This window comes from Paenibacillus sp. FSL R5-0490 (genome assembly GCF_001956215.1).
GTDB lineage: Bacteria > Bacillota > Bacilli > Bacillales > Cytobacillaceae > Cytobacillus.
The window spans coordinates 75,860-97,673 of record NZ_MRTQ01000021.1 but is presented as its reverse complement, the minus strand read 5'-3'; the positions used below and the strand labels follow the sequence as shown (position 1 = coordinate 97,673).

At 40.7% G+C, this 21,814-nt stretch carries 22 protein-coding genes; 10 read left to right on the top strand and 12 right to left on the bottom strand.

All coding sequences use genetic code 11. The annotated features are described in order from the left end of the window. Positions 1-106: 106 nt before the first annotated feature. A complete protein-coding gene (locus BK139_RS17405) occupies positions 107-415 on the bottom strand; it encodes a metal-sulfur cluster assembly factor (protein ID WP_048011912.1) in 309 nt (102 codons plus the stop codon). Positions 416-486: 71 nt separating this feature from the next. Then, positions 487-1,254 (bottom strand): alpha/beta fold hydrolase, encoded by a 768-nt coding sequence (locus BK139_RS17400; protein ID WP_076261269.1) that lies wholly within the window; start codon positions 1,252-1,254, stop codon positions 487-489. A 280-nt stretch (positions 1,255-1,534) separates the two neighbouring features. On the opposite strand from BK139_RS17400, the gene BK139_RS17395 reads away from it, so the two are divergent. From BK139_RS17395 to BK139_RS17390, 3 genes are all read left to right on the top strand, one after another. Further along, complete coding sequence (locus BK139_RS17395; RefSeq protein ID WP_076261267.1) at positions 1,535-2,353, top strand: Cof-type HAD-IIB family hydrolase; 819 nt, start codon at positions 1,535-1,537, stop codon at positions 2,351-2,353. Positions 2,354-2,476: 123 nt separating this feature from the next. After that, positions 2,477-2,629, top strand: coding sequence for a hypothetical protein (locus BK139_RS24085; RefSeq protein WP_174750431.1), 153 nt, complete (start codon positions 2,477-2,479; stop codon positions 2,627-2,629). A gap of 2 nt (positions 2,630-2,631) precedes the next feature. After that, positions 2,632-2,817 (top strand): DUF3813 domain-containing protein, encoded by a 186-nt coding sequence (locus BK139_RS17390; protein ID WP_048011909.1) that lies wholly within the window; start codon positions 2,632-2,634, stop codon positions 2,815-2,817. 35 nt (positions 2,818-2,852) lie between these two features. Here BK139_RS17390 and BK139_RS17385 read toward each other — a convergent pair whose 3' ends face one another. Beyond that, positions 2,853-3,602 carry a BsuPI-related putative proteinase inhibitor gene (locus tag BK139_RS17385; RefSeq protein ID WP_076261265.1) on the bottom strand — a complete coding sequence of 250 codons (750 nt, stop codon included), beginning with the start codon at positions 3,600-3,602 and terminating at the stop codon, positions 2,853-2,855. Between the two features lie 19 nt (positions 3,603-3,621). Continuing rightward, positions 3,622-4,452, bottom strand: coding sequence for a YitT family protein (locus BK139_RS17380; protein ID WP_076261263.1), 831 nt, complete (start codon positions 4,450-4,452; stop codon positions 3,622-3,624). Positions 4,453-4,577: 125 nt separating this feature from the next. On the opposite strand from BK139_RS17380, the gene BK139_RS17375 reads away from it, so the two are divergent. Both BK139_RS17375 and BK139_RS17370 read left to right on the top strand, forming a co-directional pair. Then, on the top strand, positions 4,578-5,432 hold the full coding sequence (locus BK139_RS17375) for a DegV family protein (RefSeq protein ID WP_076261261.1): 855 nt from the start codon (positions 4,578-4,580) through the stop codon (positions 5,430-5,432). Between the two features lie 109 nt (positions 5,433-5,541). Then, on the top strand, positions 5,542-5,673 hold the full coding sequence (locus tag BK139_RS17370; RefSeq protein WP_009331260.1) for a DUF3941 domain-containing protein: 132 nt from the start codon (positions 5,542-5,544) through the stop codon (positions 5,671-5,673). A gap of 52 nt (positions 5,674-5,725) precedes the next feature. On the opposite strand, the gene BK139_RS17365 is transcribed toward BK139_RS17370, so the two are convergent. Continuing rightward, positions 5,726-6,589, bottom strand: a complete 864-nt coding sequence (locus tag BK139_RS17365; protein WP_076261259.1) for a CvfB family protein — start codon at positions 6,587-6,589, stop codon at positions 5,726-5,728. A 157-nt stretch (positions 6,590-6,746) separates the two neighbouring features. On the opposite strand from BK139_RS17365, the gene BK139_RS17360 reads away from it, so the two are divergent. Further along, entirely contained in the window at positions 6,747-7,238 is a 492-nt protein-coding gene (locus tag BK139_RS17360; protein ID WP_035327116.1) for a YajQ family cyclic di-GMP-binding protein, read from the top strand. Between the two features lie 63 nt (positions 7,239-7,301). On the opposite strand, the gene BK139_RS17355 is transcribed toward BK139_RS17360, so the two are convergent. After that, positions 7,302-7,805: a GNAT family N-acetyltransferase gene (locus BK139_RS17355; protein ID WP_083675398.1), complete on the bottom strand. Its 504-nt coding sequence runs from the start codon at positions 7,803-7,805 to the stop codon at positions 7,302-7,304. 120 nt (positions 7,806-7,925) lie between these two features. Here BK139_RS17355 and BK139_RS17350 point away from each other — a divergent pair, with 120 nt between their 5' ends. Next, positions 7,926-8,795 carry an SDR family oxidoreductase gene (locus tag BK139_RS17350; protein ID WP_076261255.1) on the top strand — a complete coding sequence of 290 codons (870 nt, stop codon included), beginning with the start codon at positions 7,926-7,928 and terminating at the stop codon, positions 8,793-8,795. Positions 8,796-8,920: 125 nt separating this feature from the next. Continuing rightward, positions 8,921-9,178, top strand: a complete 258-nt coding sequence (locus BK139_RS17345) for a hypothetical protein (protein WP_076261253.1) — start codon at positions 8,921-8,923, stop codon at positions 9,176-9,178. 110 nt (positions 9,179-9,288) lie between these two features. Here BK139_RS17345 and BK139_RS17340 read toward each other — a convergent pair whose 3' ends face one another. The 6 genes from BK139_RS17340 to BK139_RS17315 all read right to left on the bottom strand — a co-directional run bounded on the left by BK139_RS17340 (position 9,289) and on the right by BK139_RS17315 (position 17,985). Then, a complete protein-coding gene (locus BK139_RS17340) occupies positions 9,289-10,335 on the bottom strand; it encodes a LacI family DNA-binding transcriptional regulator (protein WP_076261251.1) in 1,047 nt (348 codons plus the stop codon). Between the two features lie 42 nt (positions 10,336-10,377). Next, on the bottom strand, positions 10,378-12,741 hold the full coding sequence (locus BK139_RS17335) for a glycoside hydrolase family 31 protein (RefSeq protein ID WP_076261249.1): 2,364 nt from the start codon (positions 12,739-12,741) through the stop codon (positions 10,378-10,380). Between the two features lie 71 nt (positions 12,742-12,812). Next, positions 12,813-14,357 (bottom strand): alpha-amylase family glycosyl hydrolase, encoded by a 1,545-nt coding sequence (locus BK139_RS17330; RefSeq protein WP_076261247.1) that lies wholly within the window; start codon positions 14,355-14,357, stop codon positions 12,813-12,815. A 76-nt stretch (positions 14,358-14,433) separates the two neighbouring features. Next, positions 14,434-15,276: a sugar ABC transporter permease gene (locus BK139_RS17325; protein ID WP_061794119.1), complete on the bottom strand. Its 843-nt coding sequence runs from the start codon at positions 15,274-15,276 to the stop codon at positions 14,434-14,436. Further along, the gene (locus BK139_RS17320) at positions 15,277-16,581 is read right to left on the bottom strand and encodes an ABC transporter permease subunit (protein WP_386852630.1); all 1,305 of its coding nucleotides are present in this window, start codon (positions 16,579-16,581) and stop codon (positions 15,277-15,279) included. A 126-nt stretch (positions 16,582-16,707) separates the two neighbouring features. Then, on the bottom strand, positions 16,708-17,985 hold the full coding sequence (locus BK139_RS17315; RefSeq protein ID WP_076261244.1) for an extracellular solute-binding protein: 1,278 nt from the start codon (positions 17,983-17,985) through the stop codon (positions 16,708-16,710). 311 nt (positions 17,986-18,296) lie between these two features. Between BK139_RS17315 and BK139_RS17310 the strand changes: the two genes are divergently transcribed. Both BK139_RS17310 and BK139_RS17305 read left to right on the top strand, forming a co-directional pair. After that, positions 18,297-20,066 (top strand): alpha-glycosidase, encoded by a 1,770-nt coding sequence (locus tag BK139_RS17310; protein WP_076261242.1) that lies wholly within the window; start codon positions 18,297-18,299, stop codon positions 20,064-20,066. A gap of 125 nt (positions 20,067-20,191) precedes the next feature. Continuing rightward, positions 20,192-21,541, top strand: a complete 1,350-nt coding sequence (locus BK139_RS17305) for an MATE family efflux transporter (RefSeq protein ID WP_076261240.1) — start codon at positions 20,192-20,194, stop codon at positions 21,539-21,541. Positions 21,542-21,814 lie beyond the last annotated feature (273 nt).

Here is a 21,814-nt window from a genome sequence, read left to right as displayed (position 1 = left end):
CTTTCCATTGTTATTATAGGATAATCGGCATGTGAAATAAGTGAACTACCTCACAAGGGCACAAAAAAAACAGCAGGAGATACTCCTGCTGTTTTGAGCTTAAATTTTACCGTACGCCAAGTGCAATTTTTGCATAGCGGGACATTTTGTCCTTGGACCAAGGCGGGTTCCAGACAATATTCACTTCAGTGTCTTTTACTTCAGGGATATCTGCCAGCGCTGACTTTACTTGTTCAACAATTGTGCCTGCCAAGGGACAGCCCATGGAAGTAAGAGTCATATCAACTATAGCTTTCCCTTCTTCTTCCATTTTCACATCATATACCAAGCCTAAGTTTACAATGTCTATCCCCAGCTCAGGGTCTACTACAAGCTCCAGTGCACCCATAATGCTGTCTTTTAAATCCTGATCCATATCTGCAGCACTCCTTCATTATTTACTATCTTTATCTTAACAAAAATTTAAATGAAATGAAAAAATACAGGTTATAAATGTTCCTCAAACCATTTAACTGTTTCAAGCAGCCCCTCCCTGCTGACTTTATGCCCCGCCTGTTCATCTGATATAAACAGGAGGTTTTCAGGTGAGTCACTATACAGGGGCTGAATGGTCTCATAAAATTGGTATGTATAGGAATAAGGAACAACCGGGTCCTTTTTACCATGCCAGAACATGAGCGGCCTTCCGCCAAGCTTTTCTGGCTGAAGGCTCAGATCCCGCTCCCTAAGGATTCTCAGAAGATCTGCCAGTTCTTCATTTGTGAGCGGAACCTTAATATTATTTTTCTTCAGTTCATCGAGCTGAAGCTGAGCAAACTTTTCATAATACGGCATACCCATAAGGCTAACTGCAGTTTTGACCCATTCATACTGTGTCAGGGCGCCCAAAGTGACTATTCCCCCCATGGAGGTGCCCACAAGTCCTATTCTTCCCTCATCAATCAGGTCCCAATCCTCATAGACATTCCTGATTATGTTCAATTCCGCAATGGTATTCAGAACAATATCCCAAAGCTTGAAGTTTAAATCGCTGCCTGATAAGCCCTCTGATCTTTCCCCATGAAATAAGGTGTCCGCCAGCACTACCCTAAACCCCTTTTCTGCAAGGAGATAGGCATAATGCAGATTATGTTCTTTGGCACTTGTAAAACCATGAACAAAAATGATAAAAGGCAGGGGTTCCCCTTTTATTTCCTGTCTGGCAAGTTCAAGAACAGGAATTTCTCTGATTAGCTTATGTTCAATAACAACCACAATTTTTCCTCCTAAACCTGTTGTACCAAGATGAACTTTTTTACAAAATTATAATAATATTGATAACATATATGTATAAAATGATTTTGTAAAAGCTTAAGCTCTTGTCTTTATGTAAATTCTTTCTATATTTTCAGTTTAACATGTGGACTTTTCTTTTCCAAAACCTTTACACTTAGAACAAAAGCGGGGCATACTTCAATATAAGCAATGCGCTGCAGTCCGCTGGCTGCAATTACATTATTATTATAAAAGTGCTGAGCGCTTAGAAGGAGATCTTATGGCTGAAAAACATTTAATTGCACTGGACCTTGATGGCACATTATTAAAAGATGACAAAACCATCTCTGCTAAAACTAAAATGATTATTCAAAAGGCACGTGAACAAGGGCATGAAGTAATGATTGCCACTGGAAGGCCATTTCGCTCGAGTGAAATTTACTATCGTGAAATGGATTTGACTACGCCGATTGTCAATTTCAATGGTGCATACATACATCATCCTAAAGACCATAATTGGGGTGTTTACCACACACCACTGCAAATGAACGTGGCAAAGGAAATTGTCGAAGCCGTTAATAGCTATACTATTCATAATATCGTGGCAGAAGTTATTGATGATGTTTATTTGCACTATCATGATGAGAAGCTTCTCGACATCTTCGGTTTTGGCGATCCGAATATTACGACCGGAGATTTGCGCAGTTACTTAAAAGATAATCCGACAAGCATGCTCATACATACTGATGAGGAGCATGTAAAATCCATCAGAAATCATCTTTCCGAAGTCCATGCAGAAGTAATTGACCACCGCAGATGGGCGGCTCCCTGGCATGTCATTGAAATCGTGAAAACGGGACTTAATAAAGCTGTTGGCCTCAAAAAAGCAGCCGATTATTTCCAAATACCGCCCGAGCGGATCATTGCTTTTGGCGATGAGGACAATGATCTCGAAATGCTTGAATTTGCAGGCTACGGGATTGCCATGGGCAATGCGATCGACCAGGTGAAAAATATTGCCAAAGAGGTCACATTAACCAATGAGGAAGATGGAATCGGCATTTATCTAAATGACTTATTAAATCTTAAAGCTCTTTAAGCAGCTGACCAAGAATAATTAATTTGAAACCATTAAATCCCCTTTTTAAATGCTTCCTTTAGAGCATACTAAAGATGAAGCAGCCCAATTGCGGCTTCAAACTCTTTCATGGAGGGGATTCGAATGGGTAAACGTAATAAATCAAAACGCTTCGTTCAACAGGGTGCAGATACTGTTAGTAAGCATGATGAGCGTATCCCGTACCACATGACCTATGCTGAGGCGGAAGCCCAAAAACTAGCAAATGTGAAAGAATCGTCCCTCGGAGGAATATAGCGATGGGAAACAGATTATTTCAGGAAGCCAGAAAATATGTGGAAATAGCCAAAAATTCTGCAGGCGAAGAAACTGTTTCCCGAGCGAAAAATGCTTTAAGTTCTGCATTTGCCAACTCCACTGCAGCTGAACAGGCACAGCTCCGGGAGATGCAGCAGGAACTTGAACAATATTCGCAGTATCGCTAAAAAAAGCTGGCGGCCTCAATGGCTGCCAGCTCTTTTTAACTGCTTTCCAGGATAACAGGAAAGGAGTTTATGATATCTCCGTTTACATTTTTTTCAAATAAATGCAAGACCACTGTTCCGTTTTCAGGGATGTTTTCAGAAGGAAGGCTTATTTTTATCCTAAAACTCTTCCAATCATTTGATGAAGCCACTATGGACTTTTCAGACTGCAGCTCATTATGGCCGTCTTCAACTGTATACCATAGCTTTCCGTTTTTTGGGCGAGCTTTAAATAATATGATATATTCCCCGTTCCTGCCTGAAACCTTTGCCTGGCTAAAGGAAGGATTTGGGCCCGGGATATAAACAGATGCTTCAGATTCAGGTTTTGTCTCCAGCTTTTTGCCATTTAAGTTTGATGCCAGAAGCCTGGCTTTTACTATGTACTCTCCCTCCTGAACTCTTTTCCCTTTATGCCTGTAATCCCACTGCTCTTCCCATACCTTGCTATCATCCGGGTTCACGGCAATGGTTTGGATAGCCTGTAAAAATGCTTTTCCTTCTGAGGAGGAATATACCTTTTCGCCTTTTTGAGTGAAAATCTCCACTTCATAAAACTGAGAGGATCCAAACTCAAAGCTCAGCGGATAATTGGCCTTATTCCTCAGAAGCAAATCGATCTTTAGTGTTTCCTGTCCTGCTTGAGGCTTTACATTAAAATCAAAAGGCATTTCCTTTACAGAAGCTTCAAAACTTTGCATAGGCATAGTGAAGATAATTACAGCAGCAGCCAAGAGCCGAAGCATCCTTCATCCCTCCATTCATTTAATCCCTGCGGAAGAAACCATATACACCCGTTGTTTGAACAATATTTGTAAAAGCATTCGGATCCACTTCTTTTATGATTCTTTCAAGGTCAAATAACTCATAGCGGGTGATGACAATCATCATCATTTCCTTATTTTCATTTGTAAAAGCTCCCTTTGCAGGAAAGGTTGTTATTCCCCTGACAAGATGGTCATGGATCGCTTTTTTCATTTCTTCGGATTTTTTCGTGATGATCAGAGCTGTAAGTTTTTCATGTCTGGTGTGGATAGCATCAATAACCCTGGTAGAAGCATAAAGGGTTACAAGAGTGTATAGCGCTTTTTCCCAGCCATACAAAAAACCTGCTGTAATAATAATAATGGCATTAAGAGTGAAGAAATATGTACCGACTGGTTTGTCTTTCATACGTGACAAGACCATCGCTATGATATCCATTCCTCCTGTGGATGCCCCCCATTTAAGTGTAATCCCTACACCTACAGCTGCTATGACACCTCCGAAAACGGCATTAAGCAAGATATCTTTTGATACGTGGATTACAGGTATCACTTCAAGGAAGAAAGACATCAGGAAGACACTTAAAAAACTATAAATCGTAAACGAACGGCCAACCTTTTTCCAGGCCAATATGGTAACAGGAATGTTCAGAATGAACAGCAATATCCCTGTTGATCCGAAATCACCCAGAATGCTTGATAAGAGCTGTGCCACCCCTGTAAAACCGCTTGCATATACATTAGCGGGTATCAGAAAAAAATTCATCGCGACAGCATTCAATATCGCGCCAATCAAAACAATAAAAACTTTCTTAGTTTCTAGCCAAACCATTTTTTACCCCCTGAATTTTTATAGTTTCTTTACCCCAATAAGGTGCATTTTCAACACAATTCATTGTTTTTTCTCCTTGATTTCTATAAACTGAATTCATATAGTTTGAAAGCAGGTGAAAGATAATGTCAGTAAAAATTCTAGCTGACAGTGCGTGTGACTTGCCGCTTAGCTTTTATAAAGAACATGGCGTCACACTTTTCCCGTTACAAGTCCAACTGAATGATGGAGAATATGAAGATTTAGTCACCATAGAACCTAAGGAAGTTTATAGAGCTATACGGGAAGGCCAAATGCCTAAAACATCTCAGGCATCCCCTCTTCTTTTTGAAGAAACGTTCAATAAAATGGCAGAAAACAATGAAGATGGCATTTATATTGCTTTTTCCTCCGAACTTTCGGGTACATATCAGACCGCTGTCATGATCCTTGAGCAAGTAAAAGAGAAATACCCCGATTTCCAATTAACCATCATCGATTCCAAGGCTGCTTCATTGGGATATGGATTAATTGTGAAGGCTGCTGCAGCTGCTGCGCAATCAGGCGCATCCAAGGAAGACCTCCAGAAAGTAATCGAATATCACTGCCGGAACCTCGAGAGCTTATTTACGGTAAATGATCTTGAATACCTCGCAAAGGGCGGCCGCGTTTCGAAAGCCTCGGCATTTCTTGGCGGACTTTTGAATATTAAACCTCTTTTAACAGTAGAAGATGGAAAACTTGTGCCGATTGAGAAACTGCGCGGCAAGAAAAAGCTGCTTCGCCGCATTATTGAGCTGATGAAAGAAAATGGGACTTCCTTTGAGATGCAGACTGTCGGCATCAGCCATGCCGATGATGAAGCCACAGCTCTTGAAATGAAAAAGCTGATACTGGACGAGCTTAATGCCAAAGAAGTATATATTACATCCATTGGCTCCGCAATCGGGGCTCATACAGGCCCAGGGTCTATAGCGATATTCTACTTTAAGCAAATTTAAACCATAAGTGCGGGATACATACTCCATTTCATTCTGACAGACAATATAACTGTACTTCAGTTATATTCCTGAAGGCTAAACCCATCAGTATGAAAGGAGTATTTTTATTATGCCGCATACTTCCGATAATGATAAGAAAGCGAAAGATAATAATGCACTTCTCCACGAAAAAAATATGATGCGCGAGAAAAACCGTAAAGCCGGGAAAAACCAATATTCCAAAAAGACAGATCATCTTTAATAATAAAACGGGCAAGCATTGGCTTGTCCGTTTTATTACTTTTTGCAGTTGATTAGTCTTTCTTAATATATGTCCAGCCTTCTTCCTGATAAATCCTGCCTTCCTTCATAAGCCGGCCCAAAGCTCTTTTAAAAGAAGCTTTGCTTAACTGAAAACGCTCCTGGATATCTTCCGGGGCACTTTTATCGCCATATGGCATCGCACCGCTTCGGCTTTCAAGATAAGAGATGATTTTTTCGGAATCATCATCAAGTGCTTCATGCTTTCTTGGAATGAGAGAAACATTCACTGTCCCATCTTCTTTCACATCAACTATGCGGCCTTCCACTTTCTCTCCAAGACGGGGCTCTCTTTTTCGCTGGGATTCATGGATAAAGCCTTTAAAGCCCTCAGCTGTATAAATCCAGCTTCCCACCTTTGCGGTTCTATAAATATGTCCGTGAATATTCTTATTATATTCACTTTTGGTTGCTTTAATTGAAATATCGGTAATGACAGGATCAGTAGCCATTTTTACATAAATTCTGTTATTCTTATTTACCCGGAGTGTAATGTATAATCTATCTCCTTCAATCGGCCACACAGCTTCGTGGACAGGAAGATCCTCCTCCCCAAGGAGCATGTCTTTCTGAATGCCAATATTGATAAATACACCGATGCCGGGCTTTACATCGCTTACATGTGCCCATCCATATGTACCAGCCTGAACCTCGGGAATGACAGTTGTTGCTGCGATTCTTCCCTGTGAGTCCATGTAAAGGAAAGCCTCAACCTCCTGCCCTTCTTCGAGCTTTTCATCCGTCTCATTCTGATGAAGAAGAACATCCTCCTCTCCATCTGTCAAAAAATAGCCAAATGCCGCTTCCCTTGAAACGATCAGCTTAACAGCACGGCCCAAATTCTCTTCTATAGCCATCTCTTTTCCTCCTTCTCAGCAGTAAACAGCAAATATTCATTATATTAAATCTTTCCCAAAAAAGATCACATAACTCCTAAAGTTGTTTGAACTGCTATATTTTACTATAATAAGGACAAGAAGTGAAACTTAAATTGTTATCGCCAAGGAGGCTGTCATGTCTAAAGAAAGCTCATTTGATATTGTATCTAAAGTTGACTTTTCTGAAGTAACCAATGCCATTAATATTGCCATGAAGGAAATTTCCACCCGCTATGACTTTAAAGGCAGCAAAAGTGATATAAAGCTTGATAAAGAGGAGCTTGTGCTTCTATCTGATGATGAATTTAAGCTTGACCAGCTTAAGGATGTTTTATTAGGCAAGTTAATTAAACGGGGCATTCCTGTAAAAAATCTTGATTACAGCAAGATTGAGGGAGCATCAGGCGGAACGGTCCGCCAAAGGGCAAAGCTTGTCCAAGGCATTGATAAAGAAAATGCCAAGAAGATCAATACCCTGATTAAAAACAGCGGATTAAAGGTGAAGAGCCAGGTTCAGGATGATCAGGTACGTGTGACCGGCAAAAACCGCGATGACCTGCAGAAGATTATTGCTGCTGTTAAAGAGGCAGATTTGACAGTTGATGTTCAATTCGTTAACTATCGCTAAAAAAAGCAAACGGAAAACTCCGTTTGCTTTTTTGTTCGTTTAGTTTATCCATTCATGCTGCAGCTATTTAACAAATTTATACATCAGCAATTCATCTGCATAGGTCCCATCTTTTCTTTTTATATGTTTGACTTTGCGGCCTTCCTCCTGAAATCCGAATTGCCTGTACAGGTGGATAGCCCTCTCATTATATGCAAAAACCTCAAGGCATATTTTTTCCAGACCAGGTTCTTCCTCCGCCCATTTCAGGAATTGTTTCATCATTTTGCTTCCCAGCCCCCGGTTGCAATGCTTCTCCTGTATTGTGATGCCGAAATAACCCAGATGGTTCACTTTTTTGCTTTTTGACCGCCGAAAGTTCAGCATTCCAACCACTTTGTTGCCAACTTCCGCTACTAAAATAAGATCCCCAGTTCTAATACTCCGCTCAATCCACGCTTCTTCTTCTTCAATTGTTAAATTAAACTCATCCGCCTCGGTCATTAAAAAATCCGTTTCTCCAAAAGCCTTCCGGCAATGAGCGAGAATGGCTTCCGCATCACTTTTGGCAGCTGATCGAATCTCCAATTCCTGTTCCCCCACTCTTTTTAAATCCATTATATAAGAGTGATGCAAATAATTTCCATGTTTTTTTATCATAATAAAATGGAATTAGAAGAGTATTAATGATTTGGAGGGATATTGTAAATGTCTAATACTCAAAACAAACCACAGGAATTTCCGCCTCAGCATCAGGATCATCAGCCCGGGACAGAGGCGCCAATGCAGCCTGAGCCCCAAACGGTGGATCCCAATTATAAAGGTTCTGATAAATTAAAAGGAAAAGTTGTTTTAATAACAGGCGGAGACAGCGGCATAGGTAAATCAGCCGCCATTTATTTTGCCAAAGAAGGAGCCAGCGTCGCGATTGTCTATCTGGAAGAACAAGAAGACGCAGAAAAGACTAAAGAGGCCATCCAGGCTGAGGGCCAGGAATGCCTGCTGATCTCCGGTGATATCGGAAGCGAAACATTCTGTAAGGATGCAGTCAGTAAAACACTTGATAAATTTGGTCAAATCGATGTACTGGTGAATAATGCAGCCGAGCAGCACCCTCAAAAAAGCCTGCTTGATATCACTGCTGAACAGCTTGAAAAAACATTCCGAACAAACATCTTTTCTTTTTTCCATCTGACAAAGGCAGTACTGCCACACCTGAAAAAAGGAAGCTCCATCATCAATACTGCATCAATAACCGCTTATGAAGGAAACGAACAGCTAATCGACTATTCTTCTACAAAAGGAGCGATAGTCTCCTTCACACGCTCATTGGCCAAATCGCTGGCTGGACAGGGAATTCGCGTAAATGGAGTGGCTCCAGGACCTATTTGGACACCGCTTATTCCATCTACATTCACAGCCGATAAGGTATCAAAATTTGGATCAAATACTCCAATAGGCAGAGCAGGACAGCCTTATGAACTGGCTCCGGCCTATGTCTATCTGGCCAGTGATGATTCATCTTATGTGAGTGGCCAGATGATCCATGTCAACGGCGGAACAATTGTAAATGGGTAAAGTGAAACTTCAATCAGCGGGGGTTCTCTTTATCCCCCACTGATAGTTAGTTGAGGCCCACAGGACAAGGAAGGCTTCGTCAGCATGAGCATCGCACGACCAAATGCGTCAGCTTTTGGGAGGAAGTGGGTCACAAAGACGTTGCCACAGGACAAGGAACTACGGTAGCGATACACCGCACGACCGAAAGCGGCAGCTTTTGCGAGGACGTGGCTTTCTTAGTCTTTGTTCGTTTTTTGGGCCTTTACATTATAAAGCGAGGCGACTTGCCCAGGGGTGACAAGCATAAGACGAGCAGATGGCGGGAAGTGCTTTTCTTCCCATCCGCTGATTGGCTTATGACCTCGAGCCCCTGGGAGCCGCAGCTGGATTGGGCAGTTTGACCCTCACTTATCCTATTTTGATTACTCTGAGTCTTAAAGTGGGGGTCTTACTGCCCGTTAGACTGCGATAAACAAAATGAAAGGAAAGCCTGCAGCAGGCTTCCCTTTTTTTATGATACTATCTCTGGATCTTCAGTTAGCGGGCTGCTGCATGAACAGCGTTTTACAATTTTATGTGGAATAATAATGCGCTTTACTGGCTCCCGAGGGTTTTCAATTCTGTATATGAGACTTCTGGCAGATTCAAATCCCAAATCGAAAATGTTGATATCGACAGAAGTCAGCGGGGGTCTGGACATTTCAGCTAACAGCACGTTATTAAAGCTGATGATTGACATATCCTCAGGAACTTTTATTCCCAATTCATCCAATGTATTCAGGACGCCTAATGCCATTAAGTCGTCGGCAACCACAAGGGCGGTTGGAGGTTTATCAAGGGAGATGAGGCCTCTGACAGCCTCCTGGCCTCCTTCTTTTAAGAACTCCTCATGAACAATATATTCATTTACAAGTTCAATGCCAGCATCCCTTAAAGCTTTTTCATAGCCAAGAAGGCGTTCAACTGTAACGGTTAAATTCAAATTTCCCCCGACAAATGCGATTTGCTTATGGCCAAGCTTAATCAAGTATTCCGTTACCTCTTTGGCTGCACGGAAATTATTATTATCCACGTAAGTGATTTCTTCTTCATCTGAAAACGGCTTGCCTATAACCACAAACGGGAAATCTCTTTCTTTTAAGAAGGCAAGGACTTTATCCTCCACTTTTGAATAAAGCAAAATTACTCCATCTACCCGGCCGCCCTGTACCATCTGGATGACGCCTTCATAGATTTCATCATCCGTTTTTCCGGTTGTCATATGGAGGGCATAATGCCTTTCATGCGCACCCTCACTCAGACCTCTAAGTACAGTAGGGAAGAATGGATTCTGAAATACAACATCTGTGGAACTGGGCATTATCAGTCCAATTGCGCGGGTTGACTGGCTTGCAAGACTGCGGGCAATAAAATTCGGATGGTATCCTAATTGTTCCATTGCCTCTCTGACTTTTTGCTTGGTTTTCTCGCTGATGCGAGGATTGTTGGCAATAACCCTTGAAACAGTAGAAGGCGCTACTTTTGCCATCTTCGCAACATCTTTAATTGTGACTGCCATAGAATCACCCTCTCTGCAGAGCCGCTTAATAGTTAATTATTATTATAAAACAAAAGTATGAATTTCTCCGTTTCTATTCTGCAATTCCTTCTCTTCACCGTTAATAATAAGTGAAAAATCTTCATTTGCACCATGAACAATCAGTTCAATTTGCGTCCAATCCGGCTTGTAATTTCCTGATTTCTCAATATCCAGACGTAATTGATTAGAGCCGCAAACGGCATGGAATGTGTGGAGAAGAAATTCACCTTCTTCATAATTAAATGTATTTCCATCATCATCATAGAGAGTAAAAGTTGAATCCACTCCAACTTCAAAGTAATAATGAAGAAATAGTTTAGCATCAGGTATGTTTGTGGACTGCTTAGTTTCTCCTAAAACAATAAAGGATCCTGATTTAATAAACAGTGGAAGTATATCCAATTCAGCTTCTATTAAATGATATTTTTGCCCTTCCAGTATTTCACCAGTCCAATAATTAACCCATTTGCCTTTTGGCAAATAGATTGATCTGCGGGTTTGAGATGGCTGCAGGATCGGAGCACAAATTACATTGTCCCCTATCATGAATTGATCTGATAAATTATAAGTATTCTTATCGTATGGATACTCCATAAAAAGTGGACGCATAATCGGCAAACCATTACGGCTCGCTTCTGCAAAAAGATTGTACAAATGAGGCAGCCATTGATATCTTATTTCGATATATTTCTTAATAATTTTTTCATATTTCTCTCCAAAGGACCATGGCTCCTGCCGTATAAATCCAAGAGCACTATGATTACGGAAATAAGGCGTGAAAGCTCCCACCTGAGTCCATCGCGCCAGAAGTTCTCCATTGGAATCATGGGCAAAACCTCCAACATCCGGACCGGAAAAAGGAATACCTGACAAGCCTAAGTTCATGACCATTGGAAGTGACATCTGCAAATGCTCCCAAAATGAACGATTATCACCTGTCCATACAGCTGCATACCTTTGAACACCTGAATATCCTGCTCTTGTCAAAAGGAATGGCCGCTTCCCATTTAAAAGGTCCTTCATCCCGCTATAAGTTGCTTCACCCATATACTGGCCATATAGATTATGAAGCTCCCGGTGAGTTTTAGGTTCACCGTCATTCCGATGCATCACTTTTACATCCATTGTCTTTGACTCGTTGAAGACAGCCGGTTCATTCATATCATTCCAGATGCCTTCAATTCCTAAATCACTGTAAAATTTATGCTTAGAACCCCACCACTCGCGCACTTTGGAATCAGTAAAGTCCGGGAAGGCACTCTTGCCTGGCCAAACATCACCGAAATAGATATTCCCTTCAATATACTTGCAGAAATGGTCTTGCATGATTCCTTCCTGGTATACATGATATTCAGGATCTTCTTTAACACCCGGATCCACAATAGGCACTATCCTGATTCCCTTTTCTTTTAAATCCTGCACTAATTTTTGTGGATCAGGAAAACGATTCTTATCAAATGTAAAAACTCTGTATTCATCCATATAATGGATATCAAGATATATAACATCAAGCGGGATGCCTTTTTCCAGGAAGGAACTTGCGAGCTCTCTTACCTCTGCTTCTGTTTCATAACTGTATCTTGATTGGTGATATCCAATTGCCCATTTCGGAGGCAGAGGCATTTTTCCAGTCAGATAAGTGTATTGCTCCAGAACATCCTTTGGCGAAGGCCCTGCCATGATAAAGTAATCCATATTTCCGCCTTCAGCAGAAAAAGAGTAGACGGTTTCTTCTGTTTTCATATCGAATGTGCTTTTGAACGTATTATTGAAAAATAAACCATGTGCATAGCCGTCTCTAAGTGTCATAAAGTAAGGAACCGACTGGTATAAGGGATCGGTCTCAGGGTTATGGGGGGCATAAACATCGCTATTCCACATGAAAAGCTTTTCTCCCCGTTTATTCAAAAACCCCGTTTTTTCACCAAAACCATAAAAAAAGTCGGCTCCGTCCATTTCTTTAAAACAGATTACTTCTTTGGAAGCTTTTTTGAACCCCATCCCTTTTATGCTTTCATTTACCAGCGAGCGACCTGTCCGGTCTAAGACATTAATTCTGATCGGAGATTTGTTAATAATAATATTTAATGCATCAGTTGTGATTCGAATAACATCAGCTTCTTCAACTGCTGTAAACACAGTATTAACAGGTTTGGAGACGATGGCAGGGCTGTTTCCCTGCTGTGTCTCACCAAAGAAATTAATGTTAAACCTAACAATGTCTTCCCTGTAAATCAAAACTTTCAATTCCCCTGAATCAGTTGAAATCCCTACTCCATTTTCTTCTTTATTTAAAGAGATGAATTTGCCGATATCCTGAAACCCCGACTCCAATATCTTTTTCTCGTTATCTGGATGAATCGCAAAACTTGTATCTTCGAGCATAAAAGGGCTCCTTCCATTTACCAAAAAGACGCTAATTGGTTCATGTTTTATTGACTTTTAATACAGAACCACTATTCTTTCTTGGCATTTCTATTTTTAGACCGCTTCCATATTAAATATATAAAAATCATAAATGCTGTATAGACAGCAGCAATTGATACAATATAGGGTATGTTAAGTCCGGTCTTTTCCTTGAGGACATACACTTCAGCTTCTTCACGGTCAAGAATCAATGTATAACTGCCATCCTTACTGGATACCAGATCTCCTGCAAGCATCCCTTGAAGTTCTTTGCCGTCTTCCAATACGTCACTATCAATTACTGCTTTCTGTGATTCGGCTGTATTATTGATAGCCACAATGGCTGTTTCATCTTCAAATTGACGTTTATATACCGCGAAGCCATTGTCTTCTTTTATCAATTCCATAGTACCTCTTGTCAGAGAAGGAAGCTGCTGCCGGACTTCACCTAGCTTAGTAATATAGTCGATTAATTCTTTATCTGTACGGAAATCCATTTGTCTTCTGTTATCCGGATCATTGCCGCCGTCAAGAGCAATCTCACTTCCATAGTACATAATCGGAATTCCAGGGCTTGTATATAAATAGGTTAATGCCAGTTTCCACCTTGGTCCCGGGTGCTGGTTTTGGCTTATTGCATCCCTGGTAAAACGTACAGTATCATGGTTATCCATAAATGTCCCCATTAGATAAGGATTTTCATAGATGGATTTATTCCTATCCCAGGAAGTGAAAAGCCAGCTCAATGATTGATCCGGTTTGGCAAAAGCAGGACGCAGAAAATCATTCAGAGGATAATCAACAAAACCATCAATACCTGTCTCCTCATACTGCGCTATATATTCAGGACTGTCAGACCACACTTCCCCCAGCAGATAAAAATCTTCTTTTTCGCTTTTTACTTCCTTTGAAAATTCAGTCCAAAAATCCTTGGAAACATGTTTAACAGTATCTAACCGTAATCCATCAATATCAGTTTCTTTAATCCACCATTTAGCTGCATCAATAAGATAATTTTTAACCTCAGGATTTTCCTGGTTTAAATCAGGCAATCCATAGATCCACCCATTTTCCAGATCGGTTTGGTTTTCCCAGTTTTGGATATCCTGTTTTTCATGAAACCATTCGTTTTTCTCAGGATCGTTCAACCATTCGTGATTGTAGCCAACATGATTAACCACAAAATCCAGAATCACTTTCATATCCCTCTTATGCGCTTCTTTTACAAGGGATTTAAATTCCTCGATGGTTCCAAAATGTTCTTCAGTATTGTAAAAATCCTTTATCCAATATCCATGATAGCCTTTAGATTCGTTATCAAAGACTGGCGTTAGCCATATGGCAGTAAAGCCCATATCCTTAATATAATCCAGCTTATCGGCAATTCCTTTAAAGTCACCGCCATGATAGGCTTTTGGATCTTTAACATCAACCTCATAATCATTATTGGAATCACCATTATTAAAGCGATCCACCATTAAGAAATAAATTGATTCATCTTGCCATTTACGCTCTTCTTTTTCAATTGCTCCGACAGGCAGGGCATAAAAAAGAAGAAACGGGATTAAGATGAAGATGGATACTCCTTTTTTCATCGCCGCTCCTCCTTTGTATTTTCAGGCCGTTTTCAATTAAATAAAAGCGGGCCCGTAAAGTTTCAGCCCTTTAAGATTAGCCTTTTGTTCCCCCTGCCGTCAAACCAGACACAAAGTACTTCTGGAATGATAAGAAAAGGATTGAAATTGGGATAGCAATTAACACAGAACCAGCTGCAAAAGTGGTAAACTCTGCGCCATATTGTCTGGAAACCAGTTCATATAATCCAACTGCCAATGTGTAGTTCTCCGTAGATCTCAGCATTACTTTTGCTAAAATAAAATCCGTAAATGGCGCAATAAATGTGAACAAAGCAATTACCGCAACTATGGGTTTTGCAAGCGGCATAATGATCTGCCAGAAAATTCGGAAGTGGCCGGCTCCATCCATTCTTGCGCTTTCATCCAGTTCTTTAGGTATGCTGTCCAAATACCCTTTCATTAGCCATGTATTCATCGGAATGGCACCGCCGACATAGATCAGAATAAGCCCAAAGTGTGAATCTAAGAGACCTGTAACCTGAGCCAGTACAAAGATGGCAATAAGCGCAGCAAAGTTCGGAACCATCTGTAAAATTAAGAAGGTGGTCAAGCCGTTTTTCCGGCCAACAAATCTGTACCTTGAAAATGAATAAGCCATCAGGCTAATGACAATTACAGAAAATGTCATTGTAATAAAAGAGATTTTCAAAGTATTCCAATACCAGATTAAGTAGCTGCTCTGTTCGGGATCAAAGATTGTACGATAATGATCAAATGTAGCATTCTTTGGGATTAGAGAGGAGTTCGTTAAACTTGTTCCTGGTGTTAAAGAAGCTCCAATTGCCCATAGAATTGGATAGACGATGATCACTGTCATAAACAAAATCACTAAATAAGTCAGTGACAGCCTGATGAATTTCTGCCTTTTTGTGCTCATTTACATCATATCCTCCTCTTGGAATGCCTTTGTTCTCTTGAATTGCCACAGTGCCACTGAAATAACAATAGCTGAGAGAATCATAGTGATTGCGGCAGCCATTCCATATTCCGATTTCGTAACTGTCAGGTTATAAATCCAGGAAATTAAGATATCTGTTCCCCCTGCATTTTGACCCGAAATTGCCGGACCTCCCATATTGAACAAATAAATAATATTAAAGTTATTAAAGTTAAAGGTATATTGTGTGATAAGGATTGGTGCAATTGAGAACATGATCAGAGGGAACGTAATGTTTTTGAACTTCTGCCACGCTGTTGCCCCGTCTACAGTTGCAGCCTCATACAGTTCATCCGGTATAGCCTGAAGGACTCCTGTAACCATTGCAAAAATAAACGGAAAACCAAGCCATGTCTGTATCATAATCAAAGCTGCCCTGGTCCAAAAAGCTTCTGTCATCCAAGGAATAGGTCCAATTCCGATTGCATCAAGAACCACATTGTTTATAGCTCCAAAGGTTTCATTAAATAATCCAGAGAAAATCAAAATGGATACGAAAGCAGGAACAGCCCAGGGAAGAATCAGTATAGTTCTGATAATGGCTTTTCCTTTAAGATCTTTTTGATTTACTAAAACAGCCAGGAAAATACCCAGCGCAATTTGGAATGTTGTTGCGCCAAATGTCCAGATGACAGTCCAGGCAAAAACACTTACAAACGTTTCTCTCCAAATATCAAGGGTTACCAAACGTGTAAAGTTGTCTAAAGCTACCCAGTCCATCAGCTTTGCTGGCCATTGGTGATAAAGGTTATAGTTTGTAAATGACAGCAGCAAAACGAACACGATAGGTAAAATAACAACGAAAACCAGAAGGAAAAATCCCGGAGTAATCATCAGATAAGGGAAACCTTCATCAATTAATGTATGATATTGATCTTTTATCGAGCTTAAAGGCTGGTTTAAGTCTCGTTTTTTTCCATTTTTATAGGCATCACGCAGGCTGAAAAGAACAAACCCTGCTGCAAAGAAAATCAGAATCACTGAAATGATTCCATAAACTAGTAAAAATATAGAGTTATCACGGGGCAATTTTTCCCCAAGGGTTACCAGACCCCATAATCCAATATTCAGGAAATCTTTAAAAGCTATGACAAATGAAAACGATAATATTAAAAAAGCAATACCTTTAATAAATTGTCTGTTGTATATCTGGCCGAGACCAGGGATGATCGATAGCCAAGCAGCGATCTTTCTGTGATTAGACTTGTATACTTCTTCCATTGAAAGGATTCCCCTTTCTGCCATTTCCCTTAAAGGGGTATATTTTTTACAACATCATACTATTCCCAAAATATATCGGTAATAAAATGGAAGCAGTACCCCGATGACTGGGAGTACCGCTTCTTTGGGTTTTTACTGAATAACAGCTGATTAATTTCCGCTGTGATTAGCTTCTATCTGCTGTTCGATTGTTTTAACTGCGTTATCCAGAGCAGGTTTTGGTTCTGATTTGCCGGTTACAATCGTTTCAACAGCTTTTTTCATAGGATCCCAAACCTCTGCCATTTCAGGAACACTTGGCATTGGCACTGCATACTGGGATTGCTCCATTACAGCAGCTGCACCTTCGTTATTCTTAACGAATTCAGGATCTTCCATTAGTGATTTCAATGGAGGAATTTCTCCAGTTAATTCAAAGCGTTTCTTTGCATTTTCTTCGTTTGTAATATATTCAACAAACTTTTGGGACCAGTCAGGGCTTTTGCTGAAGTTTGTTACAAACCACCCTTTAACACCCATGAATGTTTTAACAGGCTCGCCATTAGGAAGTTTCGGCATTGCCGCAACCCCATAGTTTACGCCTGCATCACTGTAATCCTTAAAAGCCCAAGGACCATTTTGCACAGCAATAGCTTTTCCTTCTTTGAAAAGACCATTCATATTATCATTAGATTTTTCTCCAATGATTCCTTTCGGGAAAAGGCCTTCTGCGTACCACTTGTTGATGTAATCTGCTGCTTCTACAGCTGAATCGTTATTTAAACCAATATCCGTTACATCTGTTTTCCCGTCTTTTTCACCAAATACATATCCGCCGAATCCAGCGAACACCCCGTGAGCATGGTAGAAATCATCCCAGATTGCAAGGAAACCGTAGTTTCCGTCTTTAGTAACTTCTTTTGATTTAGTGTATAAGTCTTCCATTGTAGCTGGAACTTCAGGAAGCAGATCTTTATTGTAAATAAACACTGGTGTTTCAGTAGCTTTTGGAAGCCCGTATAGTTTTCCTTCATATTTAAGAGCGTCTACAGAAGAATCTGTGAACTGTCCTAAGATTTCAGAATCAACTTCCAGTTCTTTAATGTAGCCTTTAACCATTGCCGGTCCTACACCGTCATGTGACATTGTTACAACGTCTGGTGCATTTTCAGTGTTGCCGTCAAGAGCAAGGTTTTCTTGCATCTTTGTAATGTTTAATTCTTTAAACTCAATTTTTATTCCATGCTCTGCTTCAAATTTTTCAGCAGCATCTTTTAAGGCTGATCCTTTATCTGTATCTTCCCAGACAATCAGCTTTTCAGGTTTTGAAGATTCCCCTTCAGTTTTGCTGTCATTGCTGCCAGTCTCTTCTTCATCTTTTGGACCGCACGCAGCTAAAACTCCGAATACCAAGACGATCATCATAAATAATGATAATGCTCTTTTCATTCTTGACCCTCCTATAATAGTGATCCTTTTTGAAAAAAGTACAACCGTTTGCACAAAAGTGTAAACGCTTAATCTATTTCTCTTAAACAAGCGCTATCAACTAAACTATTAATCAATGAAACCGCTTAATGAAAACGATTGCACAATTTCTAATTTTTATTATACAAGGTTTTTGGGCTTTTACAACTATTTTTTTCTAATATTTTTACTTTGGAACAATAATAATTTAACATACAGGCAAATGATTTATACATTCCCACTTCTTTCATATGGTATAATGCAAGCGATTGCACTTTGAAAGGGGAATTTTAATGGAAAAGGCAGCCATCATACACTACCCTGCTGATCATTTTGTTTATCCTATCAACAGGGAAACCTTACATATTAGACTGCAAACAAAGAAAGATGATATTTCTGAAGTCACTTTACTGCACGGTGATCAGTACTTATGGGCGGATGGTAAATGGCAGTATGAAAAAACAGGTATGCAGAAATCAGGTTCTGATGGGATTCATGATTATTGGCATGCCTATATGAACCCGCCATTTAGAAGATCCCGATACGGATTTCACTTAAAGTCCGGTGAAGAAGAATTGATTTTGACTGAAAAAGGCTTTTACGAGGAGGCTCCTGCTGATTCAGGTTATTATTTCAACTTTCCCTACCTGCATCCTGAAGAAGTATTTCAAGCCCCATCCTGGGTGAAGGATACGGTCTGGTATCAAATTTTCCCGGAAAGATTTGCTAACGGAAATCCGGACAATGACCCCAAAGGTGTTCTCCCCTGGGGAAGTGAGGAGCCTTCTAAGAATAATTTTTTTGGCGGAGATTTTGAGGGTATTATTGAACATCTGGACTATCTCGTGGAACTCGGCATTACCGGCATCTATTTCACACCTGTTTTTAAGGCATTTTCCAACCATAAATATGATACAATAGACTATCTGGAAATTGATCCCCAGTTTGGTTCGAAGGATACTTTAAAGAGACTGGTAAAAGAATGCCATGATCGGGATATTAAAGTGATGCTAGATGCTGTTTTTAACCATAGCGGATACTATTTCCCCCCATTTCAGGATGTGCTTGAGAAGGGAGAAAAATCACCTTATAAAGATTGGTTCCATCCACATAGTTTCCCTCTGAGAGGCGGGGAGTACCCTAATTATGAAACCTTCGCTTTTGTAGAGCAGATGCCAAAACTGAATACAAAAAATCCAGAGGTAAAAAAATATTTGCTCAAAGTGGCCAGATACTGGATTGAAGAGTTTGATATAGACGGCTGGCGGCTGGATGTGGCAAATGAAGTTGACCATGAGTTCTGGCGTGAATTCAGGCAGACTGTAAAAAACATCAAACCAGACCTCTATATATTGGGTGAAGTCTGGCACAATTCAATGCCATGGCTGCGCGGAGACCAATTTGATGCTGTCATGAATTATCCTTTTACCACCAACCTGCTAAACTTAATTGCAAAAAAATCCATAACCGGCAGTGAGTTCGCCAATAATATGACCGCTGAAATTCACAGCTATCCTGCCAATGTCTATGAATCTGCATTCAATCTGGTTGGAAGCCATGATACACCGAGGATTTTAACGGAATGTGAAGAAAATAAAGACAGGGTAAAGCTAATTTACACACTTTTATTCACCTTTATAGGTTCACCATGCCTATATTATGGAGATGAAATTGGACTAAGTGGTGTAATGGATCCCGGATGCAGAAAATGCATGGAATGGGATGAGGCAAAACAGGACCGTGAATTGTTTTCTCATATTCAAAAACTTATTAAGGTTCGGAAGGAAGAAAAGCTGCTCGCAAATGAAGGACAATTTGAATTTGTTCAGACAAATCCTAATATAGTTGCCTACCGAAAATACAATGATGAAAAAACAATTATAGTACTCGCCAACCCTGCGGATGAAAGCGCGGAATTTGTATTGCCTTATCCGCTTAAGGGTGTTAAGGTAACGAATATGCTTACAGACAAAGAATTTGCAGCTGAAGCGGAAAACCTTAAAGTTCAGCTTGATGGCTGGGGGTTTGAAATCCTGTCCTTCCCTGCAAGCTTCACTAAATAGGAAACCTGATTGAAATAAGGAAAAGTTTTTAAGGGCAAGACCTTAAGGCTTTTCTTTTTTCGTTTATATATTGTCGTGGGTCCCTCCTATTTACATGAAATCATTTACAAATAGGGAGAATTACCATGACTAAAAACCAGAAAAAAATGACATTATTTGCTCTAACCTGGCCGATTTTCATTGAAATATTGCTTCATATGCTCATGGGGAATGCCGATACGCTTATGCTTTCGCAATATTCGGATGAATCCGTGGCTGCCGTCGGGGTGTCAAATCAGATCCTTTCACTTGTAATCGTCATGTTTGGATTTGTAGCGACCGGGACATCCATCCTAATTGCCCAAAATCTCGGCGCGAAAAATAATAAAACGGCTGGTGAAATTTCGATTGTCTCCCTGGGGGCAAACCTGGTATTTGGGGTATTCCTCAGTATTATTTTATTCGTATCAGGCAAACCGCTGCTCCGCATGATGGATTTGCCTGAGGAGCTATTGAGCCAGGCAAATGCCTACTTAGTCATTGTTGGCGGCTTCTCCTTTGTTCAGGCATTGATTATGACAATTGGAGCCATCATCAGAAGTTACGGATTTACAAGAGATGTTATGTACATTACTATCGGCATGAACATTTTAAATGTGATTGGCAATTACTTTTTTATTTTCGGTCCATTCGGTTTTCCGGTATTGGGTGTAGAAGGAGTGGCCATCTCTACTGTCGTCAGCAGATTGATCGGATTGGCAGCTGCTGTCGCCGTCCTGCTTAAAAGAACGGATAAAGCACTTCCGTTCCGATTACTTTTCCGCTTTCCAAAGGAACATATCAAAAACCTTTTAAAAATCGGGATCCCTTCAGCGGGAGAGCATTTATCCTATAATGGATCGCAAATGGTAATTACGATATTCATCGCTGCTCTCGGAACAGAGGCTTTAACTGCAAAGGTGTATACGCAGAATATCATGATGTTCATATTCCTGTTCAGTGTCGCCATCAGCCAGGGCACACAAATCCTGATAGGCCACATGGTAGGCGGAAAGGATTATGAAGGAGCCTATAAAAGATGTATGAAAAGCCTGCGCTTAGCCATCATTATTTCATTCGGGACTGCGGTTCTTTTCTCCCTGTTCTCAGAAAAATTGATGGGCATTTTCACTTCTAATCCAGATATCATAAAGGTTGGCAGTGTTCTCATTCTTTTGACCATCCTCCTGGAGCCAGGCAGATCGTTTAATTTAGTCGTTATCAACTCCCTGCGTGCAGCCGGGGATGTAAAGTTCCCCGTTTATATGGGGATCCTTTCCATGTGGGGCGTAAGCGTTACCCTTTCCTATGTTCTGGGAATTCATTTTGGACTAGGCCTTGCCGGCATTTGGATCGCCTTTATTGCCGATGAATGGCTTAGAGGATTGCTCATGTTATGGCGCTGGAGATCCAGAGTCTGGGTGAATAAGTCGTTCGTGTCTTCAAAAGCAGTGTAAATAAGAAAAGCGGAAGCGCCTTGCTCACGAAGGAGCGCAGACTAAGAACGCCACGTCCTGTGGCAACGTCCGCATGACCCCCATCCTCCCAAAAGCTGTCGCTTTTGGTCGTGCGATGATTATGCTGACGAAGCCTTCCTTGTCCTGGGGGCCCCAAGCACAAGTCGAGCCTCTCGGAAAGGCGTTCTTTGCCTTTATGGGAGGATTGGCTTGTGACCTCGAGGGGGTAGGCGCTGGAGCAGTTATCGAAGTTTAAAATTTTATATATATTTA

What these genes read in the sequence shown, in the direction of transcription:
- BK139_RS17305 (WP_076261240.1), top strand. Translation starts at nt 20,192, where the DNA reads ATGACTAAAAACCAGAAAAAAATGACATTATTTGCTCTAACCTGGCCG.
- BK139_RS17325 (WP_061794119.1), bottom strand. Translation starts at nt 15,276, where the DNA reads ATGAGCACAAAAAGGCAGAAATTCATCAGGCTGTCACTGACTTATTTA.
- BK139_RS17335 (WP_076261249.1), bottom strand. Translation starts at nt 12,741, where the DNA reads ATGCTCGAAGATACAAGTTTTGCGATTCATCCAGATAACGAGAAAAAG.
- BK139_RS17390 (WP_048011909.1), top strand. Translation starts at nt 2,632, where the DNA reads ATGGGAAACAGATTATTTCAGGAAGCCAGAAAATATGTGGAAATAGCC.
- BK139_RS17380 (WP_076261263.1), bottom strand. Translation starts at nt 4,452, where the DNA reads ATGGTTTGGCTAGAAACTAAGAAAGTTTTTATTGTTTTGATTGGCGCG.
- BK139_RS17385 (WP_076261265.1), bottom strand. Translation starts at nt 3,602, where the DNA reads ATGCTTCGGCTCTTGGCTGCTGCTGTAATTATCTTCACTATGCCTATG.
- BK139_RS17320 (WP_386852630.1), bottom strand. Translation starts at nt 16,581, where the DNA reads ATGGCAGAAAGGGGAATCCTTTCAATGGAAGAAGTATACAAGTCTAAT.
- BK139_RS17330 (WP_076261247.1), bottom strand. Translation starts at nt 14,357, where the DNA reads ATGAAAAAAGGAGTATCCATCTTCATCTTAATCCCGTTTCTTCTTTTT.
- BK139_RS17350 (WP_076261255.1), top strand. Translation starts at nt 7,926, where the DNA reads ATGTCTAATACTCAAAACAAACCACAGGAATTTCCGCCTCAGCATCAG.
- BK139_RS17375 (WP_076261261.1), top strand. Translation starts at nt 4,578, where the DNA reads ATGTCAGTAAAAATTCTAGCTGACAGTGCGTGTGACTTGCCGCTTAGC.
- BK139_RS17310 (WP_076261242.1), top strand. Translation starts at nt 18,297, where the DNA reads ATGGAAAAGGCAGCCATCATACACTACCCTGCTGATCATTTTGTTTAT.
- BK139_RS17405 (WP_048011912.1), bottom strand. Translation starts at nt 415, where the DNA reads ATGGATCAGGATTTAAAAGACAGCATTATGGGTGCACTGGAGCTTGTA.
- BK139_RS17365 (WP_076261259.1), bottom strand. Translation starts at nt 6,589, where the DNA reads ATGGCTATAGAAGAGAATTTGGGCCGTGCTGTTAAGCTGATCGTTTCA.
- BK139_RS24085 (WP_174750431.1), top strand. Translation starts at nt 2,477, where the DNA reads ATGGGTAAACGTAATAAATCAAAACGCTTCGTTCAACAGGGTGCAGAT.
- BK139_RS17315 (WP_076261244.1), bottom strand. Translation starts at nt 17,985, where the DNA reads ATGAAAAGAGCATTATCATTATTTATGATGATCGTCTTGGTATTCGGA.
- BK139_RS17395 (WP_076261267.1), top strand. Translation starts at nt 1,535, where the DNA reads ATGGCTGAAAAACATTTAATTGCACTGGACCTTGATGGCACATTATTA.
- BK139_RS17340 (WP_076261251.1), bottom strand. Translation starts at nt 10,335, where the DNA reads ATGGCAGTCACAATTAAAGATGTTGCGAAGATGGCAAAAGTAGCGCCT.
- BK139_RS17360 (WP_035327116.1), top strand. Translation starts at nt 6,747, where the DNA reads ATGTCTAAAGAAAGCTCATTTGATATTGTATCTAAAGTTGACTTTTCT.
- BK139_RS17370 (WP_009331260.1), top strand. Translation starts at nt 5,542, where the DNA reads ATGCCGCATACTTCCGATAATGATAAGAAAGCGAAAGATAATAATGCA.